Below are 16,307 nucleotides of genomic sequence, written 5' to 3' on the forward strand. Positions count from 1 at the left end.
TGCTATCCTTTTATAATTTTTCAACTGTTAAAAATCTTTTTAAGCTGTATATCGATATCAGAAGCGGTTGGGTTTATTAAAACCACATTACCCTCAGCATCCACCACAACTGCAAACGGCACCGACTGGATACCTAAAGCATTCATGATCACTGATGCATCTTTACCGTCCTCATATTTATCTATCCCCTGCTCCCATGGCATTGCTTCTTTAAGCATGGCATTTTTCCAGGCCTTACTATTCTGGTCGATTGAAATGCTAACTATCTCAAATCCTTTAGCGTGGTATTGCTTATATAATGCTTTAAGGTGCGGAATAGCCGCCCTGCATGGCATACACCACGAAGCCCAAAAATCAACCAGTACCGCTTTGCCCTTAACCGATGACAATTTGATAGATTTCCCATCGGCCCTTTGTAACTCAAAAACCGGCAATGGTTTTCCAACCATTAAGTTTTGACCAAAGGTAACCGTATCATGCTTTTGGGATGATAAAGCCTTTCCGTCTGCCTTCCATCCGGTACTTAGCGCAATTGCTACCGGTGTTACCAACAACAACCTTTTAAAATTTATTTTCATTTGGCTGGATTATAAAACCTGTATTTCAATTATTTTTCTTTTTGGCGGGAAACATTTGTTGTTATCACAAACCTGGTAGTAAAGCCCACATTTAATTACCATGCCGGGCTTTAGCGAGGCTGCATTTATTTCCGTTTTAAATGTTGCCTTATCTTCCCAAACAAACATGCCTTCACCTCCGGTAAATGGTACCCCGGCCGATGCCTGCCACTCGCTGCTCGTTATGCCTTTAGGCAGCTCGATAGTGGGCTGCGCGGTAATAAAAGGGCTATCTTTAGGTACATACGCATAAATATGCCAGCCTTGTAAAATATCGGCTTTAACAACTACTTGTTTTTTCCCGTTTGCATCGTCAACCAGGGTGGCGCTCACTATCACCGGATCTGCACGAGTTGGTACTGTTACCGCGTTTACAGTTTTAATGTCGCCGGTTGGTGCGGGTGCGATTGCCGATGTTTCTGTTTTGTAGGTATTCACCATAAATTTGAAACCGCCGGCTTCGGTATAATAAAGGTTGGATTTGTTTTTAGTTAACCATATACGCCATTCCTGAGCTGATGTGAATTGTTCGGTAGTATACCTTTCCAATACCCTTTGAGCCAGGGCAGGCTCCTCCCCTTTCTCAAGCATGCCGATACATTTTTCAAGCAGTTCGATTTTGCGGTTAGAGATTCCCAGTTTTTTCGCATCCTCATCAACCTGCAACGAGTAAGCATCAACTGGATAAAAGTATTCGAGATTATCCCGATAATACTTATGATAGGCCTCTACGTTGGTACCAAACATATCATACATGCCGCTGCCAGTCCAGCTTTTAAGGTAATCGTCAAAGCTTTGTACATCGTCGGATACAGGCATCTTTAAAAACGCCTCGTTACCTTTACCAATATCCTCGCCATTTGCCTTACGGTCTTTAAGCTCCTGCTGCATTTTAAGCAGGCGGGCGTTGCCTTCTTTCCGGGCTATCAGCGTTTTTTGGTATAAAGCTTTATCACTACGGTAAATCATTTCATTTACCCACTCACGATTCTCTATTTGCACTTTTTTCATGATAGGTGCCCGGTGATCAAACTTTTTGATGTAGCAAACGGTGTTTACAAATACATCTTTAGCTTCCTCAGTCATGTGATTTGGCGAAGCAGAAAATCCCCACATAAAATAGTTCCCATGCCTGCCTAATGCAACTGCTTCGGCATTTTTCAAACAAACACCGCCACTTATAGCTTCGGCATCCGGCGAATCATTAAATCCTTCACCGTGTGCCACCATGCCAATAATGTATTTATCCTTAGCTACAGGATCTTCTTTGATAACCTTCCACATAGGCAATTCCTTGGGCGTGGTTGCACCCTGAAAACCGTTAAAAAAAGACCCCGGCGTAGGCCTGTTAACCAGTGTTAACTTCACTTTTAGGGGCGTGTTAAATATGGCGTGAGTGGTTTTGATGTTCAGCGCATCGTTTTCCAAACACTGGCAATACCAATCAAACTTAAGGCCTATCGGCATACCCATATCAGGAGCAAGCTGATGCATCAAAATTATAGGCCTGTCAAAATTGGCAGGCAATTTTATAGGGCCTGCATCAGCAATGGTTACATCAACATTAGCAGACATTGAGGCATCGTAATCTCTCGCATCCACTACGTCAACTTTCTCAAAACGTGTTTCTAAAAATGCTTTAAAATCGGCCATGCGGGTTTTCCAGGCTTCATCTACCGCACCTGCGGCTGTGCTGTAGTATGTAATATGATCAGGCTTGGGTTTGGCCGGATCATAACCTACATATAAAACATGGAGCGCTATTTTACCAGCTCCATGTTTTATGACATTACCAAAAGTGACCGTGCTAAATATAACGCAAAGCAGCAAAGTCAATGTGACCTTTTTCATATCTGTTTAATTAAAAAGTTCGGCAAGTTTGGTATTCAGGGATTCATCGCGCAGGGTATTGCCGATGATCTTACCGTCTTTGTCAAGCAAAAAGCTTTGCGGTACTGCCCTTACACCATATAAACGGCCAACAGCATTGTTCCAGCCTTTGAGATCAGAAACCTGGATCCATGGCAAACCATCTTTGGCAATAGCGTCAACCCATTTTTCCTTTACGTTATCAAGCGAAACCGAGATGATCTCGAAACCTTTATCCTTATAAAGTTCGTATTGCTTTTTCAGGTTAGGATTACCGGCGCGGCAGGGAGCGCACCAGCTTGCCCAAAACTCAACCAAAACATATTTGCCTTTTAAATCGCTCAGGGAAACCGGCTTTCCACTCACGTCATTTTGAGTGAAAGCGGGAGCTTGCTTCCCAATAGCGGTGATACCTGCAGCCTGAATACGTTGCTCAAGCTCCTTACCTACATCGGTGCCGCGCAGCGAGGCGTTGAGTGCTTTAAACACAGGGCCAACTTTATCAACATCAACCTTGATGCCTGCCGACTCAGACAAGCCAACTAAGCCGAAATATGAGTTAGGATTATTTTTGGCGAAAAGAAATTGCTTTTCATTTCTATCGGCAATCCTTTTGCGATAACGCGCGTCAATAGCTTTTACAAAAGCGGTATCCTTTTGCTGCTCAGGCGTAGCGCGTGAAAATTCGGCATTAACAGCTTTGGTTAAATCCATTATGGTACCGCCGATTTGTTTGTTGTAAGCCTGAAACTCATCATACACTTTTGAGCCGGTAACTTTGGCGTTCACCAATGAATCGGCCGAGGTATATACCATGTTTTCCTTACCAAAATAAATGTAAACCACATCGGCATTGGGGGCATAAATAGCATGTTGCTTACCCTGACCTGTATGATCAAATGCCATGCGGCTGGTAGTTATACCTGATACATTGCCCGTAAATTTGAATGTACCATTGGTAACCACGCACGAATCTTCGTGGCTTGTGCCATTATCCATATAATCGATATAGGCTTTGGCAGGTTTATCCAGTTTACCAATATGGCCGGTAATACTGAAGTTGGCTTTCTGTGCCATACTCACGGCAGGCAAAAGAATGGCGATAGCCAGAAATCGTTTTTTCATTTTTCTATTTTTTAAGCTTTAAAAGCCGTAACATTTATTTTATTGAATTATTAAAGGGCCGGATTTTGGCTATAAGCAGCCCAAAGCTCATCAACCGTTTTGCCTGTTAAGGTTTTCCAGGTTTGATCTGAATAAGTATTATCGCGGCAGGCTGCATCCAGGCTTTTTACTATACCAGCTTTAACATGCTTATCAAGCCAAACCAGGAAACGGGCGGTTATGCGATAACTGCCTGTATAGTTTTGATCTGCGCTATAAGCGGGCAATGACCAGCCGGCGGTTGCATTATCAACCCCAAGGGTGTACCTCGCGTAGTCCGCAATTCCTTCAACCAGCCAACCGGGATTACTTCCCTTATAGGCCTGTACAATATGCATTACCTCATGGGTAACCACATCGAGGTCTGTAGGCGTGGCGAGCATCCATTTGGGGTTAATGCGCACGATGGCATTCCCGGTTTCGGCAACACCGGTGTACGATGGATCGATGTTGAAATGAACCTTTGTAGCCGTTTTGGGATTATAAATTGATGCCTCCTCGGGATAAACCTTAAAAAAGGCGTCAATCACCCTGTCTTTTACTTTGTTACCGGCATCTGTAGCAAAATCGGGCGAGTAATTGGTGAAGATCAGGGTATATGGGCCTTTGGTTACCGAATCCTGCGACAGGTAGTCATGAAAAACGGGCTTAACCTGCGGTTGATCCTGATCATCAGCCAGTTTGTTTTTATAGCATGCGCTGGTTAAAGTCATGACTGTGGCCATCAACACAAAAACTTTCATGCTGTTATTTAATATTTTCATATGGTTTTTATAGGTTACTTTCTTATCTGATCACTATGTCTATTGGTTCGCCAGGTATACCGGTTATTGTTTTGGTGATGTTGCCGGTTTTAGAAACACTAACATCAAGCGTATAAACTGCGCCGCCGGCCCCTACGGTAAGGGTGTTATCGTCCAAGCTGATCTTGATCATGGATACCTTTTTACCGCCAAAGTCTGCGTCGAGCTGTCTTATATCCTCGTTAATTGGGTTATAGCGGTATATTTTCCCTTTTGATGAAAAATAAAACACGTTTAAGCTGTTCTCCACCCACTTAGTATCATCATCAATTAAGGCGCTGCCTTTAAATGTGCGTTTGCCCAGGCCTTTAAATGTCCGGTCATCGCCCATAGGGTAGCTAAAACTTAGTTCGGTTATTGTACCCGTCGAAGTTTTAAAGAAAGCGTAGGAAGGGCCCCCTTCGGTGGGCTTCATGAATAACAAATTATCGTATCCTACATTTTTAGGATCAAAGCCGGTACTTGCAGTATCAATTTTATAATTGGTGCCAGAGTAAGTACCATCGGATCCAAAGGTGATGAAGGCTTTTCCTTTAACATTATAACCGATAAAAAATGAGCTGCCGTGCGTAAAATATTTCGACATGGTATAATCGCCGCCCTGTTCGTTGGCAAATTTGCCATAGTCGTCAGCAAACGGAGCTGTTGAGGACACACCTACATATAGCTTACCATTAATAACTCCCGTTGGCACTGTTCCCATTTGTACAGGTCCTAAAAACGGCTCCAGGTAACCTGTATTGATAACAGCCGGCGGCGAGAAGAATTGTGCTGCAAAATCTGTCCGTTTTAACAAGGTACTGGCATTAAGCACCACCCCGCTTTTATTAGGATCGTTGCTTAGCACCCAATATTCCTCTTTGGTATTAGGCTGGTAAGGCAATGGTTTTGAATAATACAGCTCAACCGGATTGATAGGCAAATCGTCTTTATTAAGTGATTTATAGATATCGCCCAACACCGTTTTATCCGGTTTCACAAATGATAGTTTGGTAACCCCGTTATCATTACTCAGCACTATGCTTCCCGCCGAAAACTGGGTTGTGCCTGTTATTTTAAAAGGAAAATTGTAAAACAATCCATTCTGCTTATCGGTAATGGTAAGCTTACACGCACGATCGCCCGGACCTAAATTGTAAACTATTTTCAAGGGGTAACCTTTGTAAACCGCCTCACGAAGTTCCTCCTGCACGGTGATGTGCCATTCAAAATCAAGATCCTTTAAGGGATCGGCACCTGCAAGGGTAACTTTGGGGTTTATGGTGAGCGTATCGCCCAGCAGGGCTGCAAATGTGGCGTTATTAATGCCGGTAACTACCGGCTCTGAAGGTGGCGAGTATATATAATTGCCCAGGTCTTTTTTACATGAAGTATAAAATACCGTTATGAGCGCCAATATAGCTATCGATTTAAATTTCATGACCTAAGTGTTTAATTGATAATAACCTGTTGCCCATTTTCGTCAACAAAGAAGTACTTGTCTGCCTGCACGTAATACTTGAGGTAGAATTTCTTATCGGGCGAAGAAGTATTATAAAAATCATAATCATTACTTCCGTCGGCCCGCTTAGTAAGTACATAACCTTTTTCCGGGTATCTTGCTACCCAGGCAAATGGATCATTAATAAAGGTCCGCACGTTATCTATGTAATACAATGTGCGCGGGATCTGGAGATAAGCATTTGGTTTTGACATATCAACCAGATCGGTAGTACCCGAAGAAATCAGGAACAACTGGTGTTTTATCCTGCTGTAAGGGCCAAGGTTACCCATCCAGTAAATCCACCAGGCCGGCTGTTCCAAACGTGATGAATAAAGGATGGATCGCATCCTCAACGCTACTGGCAACGACGAATTAAAGTCCTGCCCACCCGAAACAAGGATGGTAAGAACAACCGATTTATTTGCAAGTTCCGGGTCGCTGTTTTTGATGATCACCGGAACCTTTACGGTACCCGAATCGGCAGGCATAATATATGATGGCTTAAGCGCTTCATAATGCAATCCAACTTTGGCCGTGGTGGCTGTATCAACTACGGTTATCGCAAACTTTCGTTCAGTTTTTGACCTTTGCCCCGAAATTATGACCGGTACCCAAATGGTATCCTGCGCCAGGGTTGGGTTGTAGGCGAAAGAATAGGTTAATACCGATGTATCCTGGTTACCGTCCTTATCCTTGTAATTCAGGTAAATATTATCCCTGGAGCCATATGTAAGTAATTGGTCTTTTTTGCAACCGAAAAGGGCTGCAACGACCACTAAAACAAAAAATATATTTCTTTTCATTGTTAAAAATGGTATGAGATCAATTATTGTAAGCTGTTTCATCGTCAGGGATCGGGAACACGTAAATACTGTTTGATGCCGGATAGATCTGGCCGCTGGCCGCTACTATATCAAGGTTCAACCGTTTATACATGTAAAATATCTGACTCTCTCCGTAAAACTCCTTACGGGCTTCTTTAACCAGCTCATTCATAAAAGCTGATTTACCCAAAGTATTCGGCAATAAGTCGATAATACCCCTATGGGTTCGTACTGTATTTAAATACTCAATGGCCTTTGTCGGGTTACTATCATAGCTTGCTTCGGCTGCTATGTAGTAGGCTTCAGCCAGGCGAAAAGACGGCGCCATTAACGGGTGCAGGTTTACCTGCGGCGAACTGTTAACCAAATATTTAACCAGATAACTTCGATTGGGCGTTACATCTGTAGCCGTAAAAAACCATTGCCTGTAGCGCCAATCCTCAGCTCCTACGGTGCTTTTTTCATAGATATTATCTAACTGCAGCGGTGTTGGCTGATACTGAGCGGTGTTTGTAGCACTGAACAGGGTAACAAGCGCATTGTTGTCGTTAGCATGCGGGGCATACCAGCCAAATACCAGCTCGTTGTAAAATATCCTGTCTTTTTGCTCAACGTTATTGTTAAAAGCATCATCTTTTTGAGTCCACGGAAATTTATTGGAGGTTATTACATCATTAGCGTTGGAGAGTGCATTCTGATAATCATTTTTGTACAGGTAAACCCTTGCCAGTTCGCCGCATACGGCATAATAATTAATCCTATGTCTGCGGTTTTGTAAAAACAGGGTATTGCTGGTAGTTTCTGTTTGTTTAAGGCCCGTATAACCATCAGGATAGGTTTTGTTAGGATATCCAACAACATACCCGGCAGGAATAATAGGATCAGTATTGCTTAACAGCGTACGTGCATTACGCAGATCAATAATTGCATAATTAATAACGTCGCCTACCGATGAAAACGGTGTGCTTTTAATGCTGACATTAGTTACATATGGAATGCCTTTAGCATTTGGATTGTATTTATACGAAGCGGCGAACATGCGTAAAAGATCAAAATGCAGGTACGCGCGCAGGGCAAGTGCCTCGCCTTTAATGATGGCGTAATTGTTACCTGAAAACACAGCCTTTTGCTTATCTATCACCTGCAGTATCTCGTTACAGTTGCCGATAGCGCTGTAAACCGCCGACCAGATCTGGCTGTTTTTATCCTTTAAGATGCTTTGGCTATACTGAAAAGAAGCGATCTTCTGAAAATCGGTGTTAGAGAACGAATAGTTCTGCGCCATGATATCCAGATTACTGAACGTGAGGTTGCCACCGTACATATCCGGTTTGGTGCACCTGGTATAAACACCGTTTAACGCCTCCTCAAAACCATCTTCGGTGGTAAACAGCTGCTCTTTGGTTACATCAGATTCTGGCTGTACATCCAAAAACTTTTTGCATGATGTAAACATTAGCAACGGGATTATAAAAATTAAATATCTCTTCATGGTTATGTGTTAAAATGAACCCAGTAATGAAAATGTTAAGCTGCGGGCGAAGGGATAATTGATACCCCGCTCTGCCTGAATAGTTGAAGCCCTGAAAACATCGTTGGCCGTGGCCGCCAGTCGCAGATTTTGAAGCCCCAAACGGCGGATGGCCTTTGGCATAAAATCATATGACAGATAAAGCGACTGTAGCTCGATCAGGTTATCTTTTTGTACAAACCGTGATGACACGTAGGTATCCGTTAGGTCGGTAATGTTTTTGAAAAATGTATGATCGCCCGGTTGCTTCCACCGTTGCTCCAATACGCGGCTATCAACGTTAAAGCGGGGATCGGCATTTTCAACCCTGTCGATAAGCGTTTGGTTAAAGGCCTGCCCGCCAAAACGGTAATGGAAACTGAAGCTCAGCATAAACCTTTTGTATGATACCGTGCTGCCGAAAAATCCCTCGGCCTTGGGCGTGGTATTGCCTACATCCTGTACATCCTTAACATCCCACACATAAGTTAGGGTACCATCTTTTTTCACCAGAATTTCTTTTCCGTTTTCAGGATCGATACCCAATGATTTCACTGCATAAATGGTGTTCAGTGATTTACCTTCAACATACCGGGTTAGCGGCGTTGAAAACGCGTTGTTATCCTTATTGGTCTGGAAGTTATCTATGTTATTATTGAAAGCTTTAAGCGCATCGGATATGCTCACTATTTTGTTAACGTTATGGGCAAGGTTACCTGTCAGGTTAATGTTCCAGTCGGATGTATGAAAAACCTGTGCTACAAGGTAAAGCTCATAACCTTTGTTGGACATATCGCCAAGGTTATCTTTATAGGTGGTAAAACCTGTTGATGGCGCAAGGTTGATATCGGTGATCAGTCCTTTGGTGAGTTTGTAATAGTATCGTGGCGAAATAACTATCCGGTCTTTAAACAAACCTATATCCATACCTACATCAGAAGTGCGGGTTTTTTGCCACTCCAGGTTGCTGTTGCCGTAGCCCAATATGGTAGCGCCAATACCGGTTGAATACCAGTTTTGCGTATCATACGAATAAATTGAGCGTGACTGGTATGCAGGGAAGCTGATAGAACCAAGCGTTGCGATACTTCCTTTAAGGCGTAACTGGCTTATTACATTCGAACCCTGAAAAAAGCTTTCCTTATGAATGTTCCAGCCGATACCCAGGGACCCAAAAGGGGCGTAACGCCTGTCGGCCCCAAAGGCAGATGAACCGTCAACCCTAACTGATGCGTCTAAAAGATATTTATTTTGGAACGCGTAGTTGCCCGAAAAGAAAGCGCCTGCTGTTCTTGTTTTTGTCACATCGCCATAAGGGCCTGAATTTTCTTTATAAGTACGGGCGAATCCAATATTGGTAAACCTGTCATTTGAGAAACCTTGTGCCGAAAACGATTTAATATCGGACTTTGAAGCCAAAATATTAGCGCCCAAAACGAGGTTGAAATAATGATCGCCCAATTGCTTGTTATAATTTATGGTTACGTTACCATCAAGATTAAGGCTGGCGTTGGTACCATAGTCATAAGTACCCCTTGTATTCAACTTATCTAAAGCATAATTGTAAAAAACACTGCTTAGCGGCGATACATAGGCATCGGTTGTTGAATTGGTTTTGTTAACGCTCATTAACGCTCTTAAGCGCAACCCTTTGGTTATTTTATAGTCGGCAGAGAATGATTCCAATATTTCCGTGTAAGCAGCCTTATTAAAACTACTCAAGCTGGCTTCATATAAAGGATTAAATACATTTTCGGTAACATATTGATCAGTTCCTGTACGACCGGTGTTTACACGCCAGTTGGCCAGTTCCTGTACCAGCCTGCCAGTGCTATCCCTTATTGGGAAATATGGATTGGCATTTACGTAGGTCGAAAAATCGCCATAAGGAGAGTTAACCTGGTTAACTTGAGTGATGGTCAAATCGTTCCTGATGATAAGCTTTGAACTTGGATTATAGGTAAAATCAACCCCTCCACTGTACCGTGTATTGTCAGAGCCTTTCATAACACCAGGCTGGGTCTGGTAACGCAGATCGATACCATACCTGAACGATTGATCGCCACCCTGCGCGTATACCGAATGTTTTTGCTGGTAGGCATTTCTTAAAGGCTGCGACAACCAATAAGTATTAACACCACTCGCTACATTTTTTAATCGCGTGAACAGCTGAGCGTCAAGCTCATCTTGTTTTGTATCACCGCTGGTAGATGTTTGGGTATCATATAAACCAACCAATTGTTCATAGGCTACCTTTTGCTTAGCATTAAGCACATGATAATCGGACAGATCGGGGCCGTTGAAGGTAAGTTCGTAATTGTATGATAGCTGCAGTTTTCCTGCAACTGGAGCCTTAGTAGTAATAACCATTACACCATTGGCAGCCCTCGAGCCATAAACCGCGGTAGCGGCACCATCTTTTAATAAGGTAACTGATTCAATACGGTTGATATCAAGGTCAACTACTTTTTGAAGCGATACTTCAAAGCCATCAAGGATGAATGCCGGCAGATTATAATTGCTTGAAAGGTTATTACGATCAAGTATATCATCGCTTATGGAAGGAATAGCTGTGGCACCCCTCACATTGATCTTTGGCAATTTATTAGGATCAGAACCTACGAGGTTATTATCAAGTACTTTAAACGACGGATCAAACGAGGCTATACTTTTGATTACGTTTTGCGGGTTATTACGCTTCAAATCAGCACCGCTTACCGTGATAGCATTACCGGTATAATTATCTTTTTTGATAATCTGGTAACCGGTTACCACAATGTCTTTAATGTTATTAATATCAGGCAAAAGCTTCACTACAATCGATTGGCCTGCTACCACCTTAACTTCTGCCGACTTGTAGCCCATAAACGAGAATATTAATGTTTGCCCTGCATCTGCCTGTACATTAAATTCCCCTTTATCATTGGTTTGGCCTATTACTCCCCTGCCCCCTTTAAGAGCAATGTTTACGCCTGGTAAAGTGGTTTTACTTACAGAATCCAACACACGCCCACTCACCGGAATCTTGTTCATAGGCGCAACCGGCGCCGGCCGCGGCTCAGGTATCTTATTTTGAATTACGATGGTTTTAGATACGATGGTAAAACTCAGATCAAAATCTTTAAGACACGCATTAAGCACATCAACAAGCTGCGTGTCATGAAAATCGGCATCAACTGTTTTGCCTTTTAAATTCACTTTCTCGCTATAAAAAAACAAATAGCCGGTTTGACGCTTTATATCCTTAAAAACCGATTCGAGGCTTTTACTTTTACCAGATATAGTCACCGTTTGAGAATAACTTGCAGCGGATAAGTGTAACGCGCCAACAAGCAATAGTATAGTGGTGAGTTTCAATACTAATAAGAATTTGCACTTTACCCCCCGTATTGCACGTACGGTGTTGTAAAGAAAAGTTAATTTCATATTTTTGAATAAGATTGGGTTAATAAAATGCAGCTCAGGGCTTCGACATCTTGTGCTGCCTGACCTATTTTAAACCGGAAGCGGTGAGAGGCTTCCGGTTAACTTTTGGTCTGTTAATATGAGATTGGTCTGAGATTTATCGTAGTTGTTTATCCATTAAGTTTTGTTTTAGTGATTAGCATTTAGTTTGTTTAGTTGTAAGTAAGTATAAAGTTTAAGGTTAAGGTTAAGGTTAAATATTATTTGCTGTACGATACCTTCACCGTTTTGCCCTCCACCGCAAACTTCATGTTGTTAAGCTCCAGGATCCTGAAAACATCGGCCAGGTTACTGCTCCTTGAAATTTCACCGAAAAATTTCTCCACTGGCATATCGCCTTCATAAACCACATCAATATCATACCAGCGGCTAACCTGGCGCATCACCTCGCGAATATCCTCATCTGCAAATGAGAATACGCCGTTTTTCCAGGCCACTTCCTTATCAATGTTTACCTGTTGTTTGCTGATAGCACCATTACCTGTACGGTTTATTAGCGCCTGCTCGCCCGGAACTATAAGCATTGAGCTTGTTGCCGATGTCACCTTTACCGAACCTTCCAACAACGTGGTTTTAACCTGGGCTTCATCGGCATAAGCATTGATATTAAAATGCGTACCTAATACCTCAATAGTTTGCAAGGCCGATTTTACCCTGAATGGCATTGCTTTGTTTTTTGCCACTTCAAAGTAGCCCTCGCCGTTGAGTATTACCTCACGCTCTGCTCCTTTAAACACGGTTGGATAAGTTATTGACGATGCTGCGTTAAGCCATACGTTGGTACCATCCGGCAGGATGATTTTGTATTGACCGCCTTTAGGTGTGGTAACGGTATTTTGAGCAGCTTGATCCTGCCCTGTTGCATCGGCCTGATAAACTATCTGACCATTGGCTGTTTTGCTGATTTTTACACCGGCCTGTTTAGCTATTTGCCCATTGGCAGCATCATCAAGCGATATGGTTGTACCGTTGGCTAAAATGAGCGTCGCCTTGTTAGTGCCGGGCATTATACCTTTATAAGTATTTGCCGCAAAATTATCGGCCCTATGATTGTTATGAATAAAAAAGTAAGCACCAACCGAAATAAACAACAGAATTGAGGCGGCCACGGCATACCTGATCCAGCCAGATCTTGAAGGCATCATAACCGGCTTTTTTTCGTATTGTGCTATCCTTTCATCAACGTTTGCTTTAATGGCATCCTTCAGATACAGGTAGTCGGCCTCATTTTCATCAGTAATGAGGTCATCGTTTAAATCAAACAGGTTATAATACGACTCCAGGAATTTAATCTCTTCCTGAGTAGCCTCGCCAAGCCTGTATTTTGTTAGTATTTGTATAAAATATTGTTTGTTCGCCTCGTCCATTTACATCCTTTATATATACATGAGTCGGCAAAATGAAAATAGCCCATGTTAATTGAAAATATTTTTAATGTTTTCTTTAAAAATAATGTACGTTTAAAGTCAAAACAATGAAACATCGATAAGCAATCGGCATTATTGATAAAAATAATGCATTATCATTAAAGAAAAAACGTTTTATCAACCTCTTTGATAAAAATAAAGCAATACATGGAGTAAGAAAAGTGATTTACGAAGTGTAGCAAGGGCCTTCCCCATCTGATTACGGACTGTTTTGGGTGAGATTTCCAACTGATCGGCAATTTGCTGGCTTGAGAGGCCTTCATTAAAGCGCAAATTGAATATAATGCGCTGCTGAGGTGGTAAAGTATCTATAAGCTCATTAAAGGCTCTCAAAAATTCATCATGAAGTACATTGGCATCAGCGCGACCTAAAGGGCTTTCAATTTCCTGGGCGGTATCGGGCAGCGCTGCATAGCGCGACTCCTTTTCCATGTATTTGAAAACCCCGTTGCGGGCCGCAACCAGCAAATAAGCCGGTAAGTTTTCAATTGGCGATTTGGAGCCCCGCACCCATAACTGCACAAAAACATCCTGGGCTATATCCTGCGCGCGCTCGGCATCATTGAGCCTTTTGTATGCCGCATTATAAACCTGTTTCCAGTACTTGTTATATAAAGCATCAAAAGCGGACTTATTTCCGTTGCTAATTAGGATCAGAAGTTCGGTATCGTCGGCTGATAAATCAAGGGGAGCCATGTGTTATTTAAATTTCCTATATATTCCAGGTTAGTTTACACAAACATCATGGTGGTTTAATGCTTAGTTTATGCGCTAAATCCAAATATAGAAATTATCCGGTAAATAAAACCGGCAGGTTTACGTTAGCTTAATTTTAGTTGCGAAACGTCAAAAACAGAGCGGGCCTGACCGTTTTATCCTGGGTATTTTGGTCAGGGACCCGCAGAAAAAAAAACATCTCAATAAGTGAGATCAACCACAAACTTTAATATTACTATGCGCTTTACGAAAAGACAAGGAAAGGCCTTAAAAATTAATGCGCAGCCTTCATCTTTCGATAAAGGTTGCGCATATTTGCCACTTTCCACCGCAAACAAGTTCACTTACTATTTCAAATGCCAGGTAATATGATCTGTTATTAATTTACCATTCCGGTATCCTTCTGCTTTTAACTCATTGGCCCCGGGCTGCAGATGTACATTTTTAAAAACAAGATCATACCGGGTAGTCCCCGTTTCAGGCTGGGCAATTTTATGATTATTAAGATACAGGCTAACATTTTTTAAATTGGAGAACACTTTCACAGTTGTTGTAGCCTCAACCCTTACCGAATCCCGGCGGCCGCTGATGTAAAGTACTGGCTCCTCGCTCCAGTTAGCCTTATACCAGTAAAATGCATCTTTCTTTATTTTACGGTCATAGGTGATCAATCCCTTCATGTTACGGGCAGGTACGCCACCGCCATTTGCCGATGGTACCGAAAAATCAAACATATTCCAAACATATGATGCTACCAGGTAAGAATGTTTGGCTATAATACCCCATTGTATTTCATGAAATTTGGTTTGATAGGTCTCCGGCCAAAATTGAGCACCCGGATCGCCCGTTTCGCCAACATTTTCCTGTTGCTGGTTTACGTTAGCCTCCGTTCCGTACTCGGAGAGCACAACTTTATGATCGGGATAATTTTTCTCCAGTCCGGTAACCCAGTCTTCCAGATCAGGTATTTTACCTTCGTACCAGCCGTAATACCGATTGATACCCTGAATGTCGGCGGCCAGGTTTGAGGGGCGGTCCATTTCCCCGTAGCCACTCACGCTCGCGGTAAAACGACCGGGGTCTTCCGTTTTGGCAATATCATTAAGCTCACGTGTTAAAACCGGCACAAAACCATCTGCCGAGCTGGAATAAACTTCATTGTGCAAACCCCAGTTGTAAATTGACGGGTGATTATAATTCTGCCTTATCAATTCGGTAAGCTGCTGTTTAGCGTTCTCCCCTTCCTGGGTTGATACTGCGTTTACAAATGGAATTTCGGCCCAAATCACAAAGCCCATACTATCGCATTTGGAATAAATATATTCGGCCTGTTGATAGTGTGCAAAACGGATGGAAGTTGCCCCTATCTCATAAATCATATCCAGATCAGCCTTATGCTGCTCATTACTCAGGGCGCTCCCATAATCCTGCCACTCCTGGTGGCGGCAAACACCATATAAACGATAAGGCTGCCCGTTAAGATAAAATCCTTTGCCTGGCACAACTGAAAAATACCTTAGCCCCAGCGGCTGGGTAACTTCATCAATTGTTTTTCCCTGTTTAATAATTGATGTAGTAAGCGAATACAGATAAGGATCTTTTCGGCCGTTCCATAAATGAGGGTTGTTTAATGATAATTGCTGCGCAACTATGTTTATACCTTGCGGCTTCACCAGTTCGCTTTGCTGTACTTCTTTTACTATTTTGCCGCCCCTATCCCTGATTATCGTTTTCACGGTTACCTCCTGTATTTGGGCCTCTTTGTTTTCAATTTTAGCAGTTACGCTCAGGTTAGCTTTTTTGGCATTTACATCCTGTTTAATATAAATACCGGGCGAAGCATAATCAATTGTACTGATATTGATTTTACCCGTTACAATTAAGTTTACCGGGCGATAAATGCCTCCATACACACCAAACAGTTTATTATTAATGGGAATAATGTCCGGCCGTTCTTCATTATTTACTTTTACCAGTATAGTGTTAACCGTATCATACCGCAGCGAGTTACTGATATCAAAGCAAAAAGCAGCATAAGCCCCTTTGTGCTCCCCAATCAGTTTATTATTTACGTATACATCTGCAACTGTACCCACCCCTTCAAAACGAATAAAAACACGTTTGCCTTTCCAGTCGTTATTTGCTTTAAAGTCTTTTTTGTAAAAAGCATCGCCCATATAAAAACCTTTTCCTTTCTGGATATCCTTATTATTCCAGGTATGCGGAACGGAGACGTTTTGCCAGTCGGCAGTAGCTAATGCGATGTTAGTTTTATAGGTAGCCTTTTTAAACTGCCAGTCCTGATTAAAAGGTATAAGCTGGCGGGAAGTTGCTGGAATTTGTTGCGCGGCGCTGCGTTCATTGTTAAAGCAAACGGCTGTAATTAATAACAAAAGGTATTTTACACAATTATATTTCATATTCATTT

11 protein-coding genes are annotated in these 16,307 nt (G+C 42.4%); all 11 read right to left on the bottom strand.

The genetic code is table 11. From position 1 onward, the window contains the following. Nucleotides 1-20: 20 nt before the first annotated feature. The 11 genes from ACEN9X_RS28585 to ACEN9X_RS28635 all read right to left on the bottom strand — a co-directional run bounded on the left by ACEN9X_RS28585 (nucleotide 21) and on the right by ACEN9X_RS28635 (nucleotide 16,299). A complete protein-coding gene (locus ACEN9X_RS28585; protein WP_413668382.1) occupies nucleotides 21-578 on the bottom strand; it encodes a TlpA family protein disulfide reductase in 558 nt (185 codons plus the stop codon). Between the two features lie 9 nt (nucleotides 579-587). Then, entirely contained in the window at nucleotides 588-2,468 is a 1,881-nt protein-coding gene (locus tag ACEN9X_RS28590) for a protein-disulfide reductase DsbD domain-containing protein (protein ID WP_413668383.1), read from the bottom strand. Between the two features lie 6 nt (nucleotides 2,469-2,474). Then, nucleotides 2,475-3,611, bottom strand: a complete 1,137-nt coding sequence (locus ACEN9X_RS28595) for a redoxin family protein (protein WP_413668384.1) — start codon at nucleotides 3,609-3,611, stop codon at nucleotides 2,475-2,477. A 50-nt stretch (nucleotides 3,612-3,661) separates the two neighbouring features. Next, nucleotides 3,662-4,414: a basic secretory protein-like protein gene (locus ACEN9X_RS28600; RefSeq protein ID WP_413668385.1), complete on the bottom strand. Its 753-nt coding sequence runs from the start codon at nucleotides 4,412-4,414 to the stop codon at nucleotides 3,662-3,664. Between the two features lie 22 nt (nucleotides 4,415-4,436). Next, nucleotides 4,437-5,873, bottom strand: coding sequence for a PKD-like family lipoprotein (locus tag ACEN9X_RS28605; RefSeq protein WP_413668386.1), 1,437 nt, complete (start codon nucleotides 5,871-5,873; stop codon nucleotides 4,437-4,439). An 11-nt stretch (nucleotides 5,874-5,884) separates the two neighbouring features. Further along, nucleotides 5,885-6,739: a DUF4843 domain-containing protein gene (locus ACEN9X_RS28610; protein ID WP_413668387.1), complete on the bottom strand. Its 855-nt coding sequence runs from the start codon at nucleotides 6,737-6,739 to the stop codon at nucleotides 5,885-5,887. Nucleotides 6,740-6,758: 19 nt separating this feature from the next. Then, nucleotides 6,759-8,252: a RagB/SusD family nutrient uptake outer membrane protein gene (locus ACEN9X_RS28615; RefSeq protein ID WP_413668388.1), complete on the bottom strand. Its 1,494-nt coding sequence runs from the start codon at nucleotides 8,250-8,252 to the stop codon at nucleotides 6,759-6,761. A 9-nt stretch (nucleotides 8,253-8,261) separates the two neighbouring features. Further along, the gene (locus tag ACEN9X_RS28620) at nucleotides 8,262-11,696 is read right to left on the bottom strand and encodes a SusC/RagA family TonB-linked outer membrane protein (protein ID WP_413668389.1); all 3,435 of its coding nucleotides are present in this window, start codon (nucleotides 11,694-11,696) and stop codon (nucleotides 8,262-8,264) included. Between the two features lie 239 nt (nucleotides 11,697-11,935). Beyond that, the gene (locus ACEN9X_RS28625) at nucleotides 11,936-13,102 is read right to left on the bottom strand and encodes a FecR family protein (protein WP_413668390.1); all 1,167 of its coding nucleotides are present in this window, start codon (nucleotides 13,100-13,102) and stop codon (nucleotides 11,936-11,938) included. Nucleotides 13,103-13,279: 177 nt separating this feature from the next. Continuing rightward, the gene (locus tag ACEN9X_RS28630) at nucleotides 13,280-13,858 is read right to left on the bottom strand and encodes an RNA polymerase sigma factor (protein ID WP_413668391.1); all 579 of its coding nucleotides are present in this window, start codon (nucleotides 13,856-13,858) and stop codon (nucleotides 13,280-13,282) included. 368 nt (nucleotides 13,859-14,226) lie between these two features. Next, nucleotides 14,227-16,299 carry a glycoside hydrolase family 2 TIM barrel-domain containing protein gene (locus ACEN9X_RS28635; protein WP_413668392.1) on the bottom strand — a complete coding sequence of 691 codons (2,073 nt, stop codon included), beginning with the start codon at nucleotides 16,297-16,299 and terminating at the stop codon, nucleotides 14,227-14,229. Between the last annotated feature and the right edge of the window lie 8 nt (nucleotides 16,300-16,307).

The sequence above is a fragment of the Mucilaginibacter sp. Mucisp86 genome (assembly GCF_047324315.1).
Taxonomy (GTDB): domain Bacteria; phylum Bacteroidota; class Bacteroidia; order Sphingobacteriales; family Sphingobacteriaceae; genus Mucilaginibacter.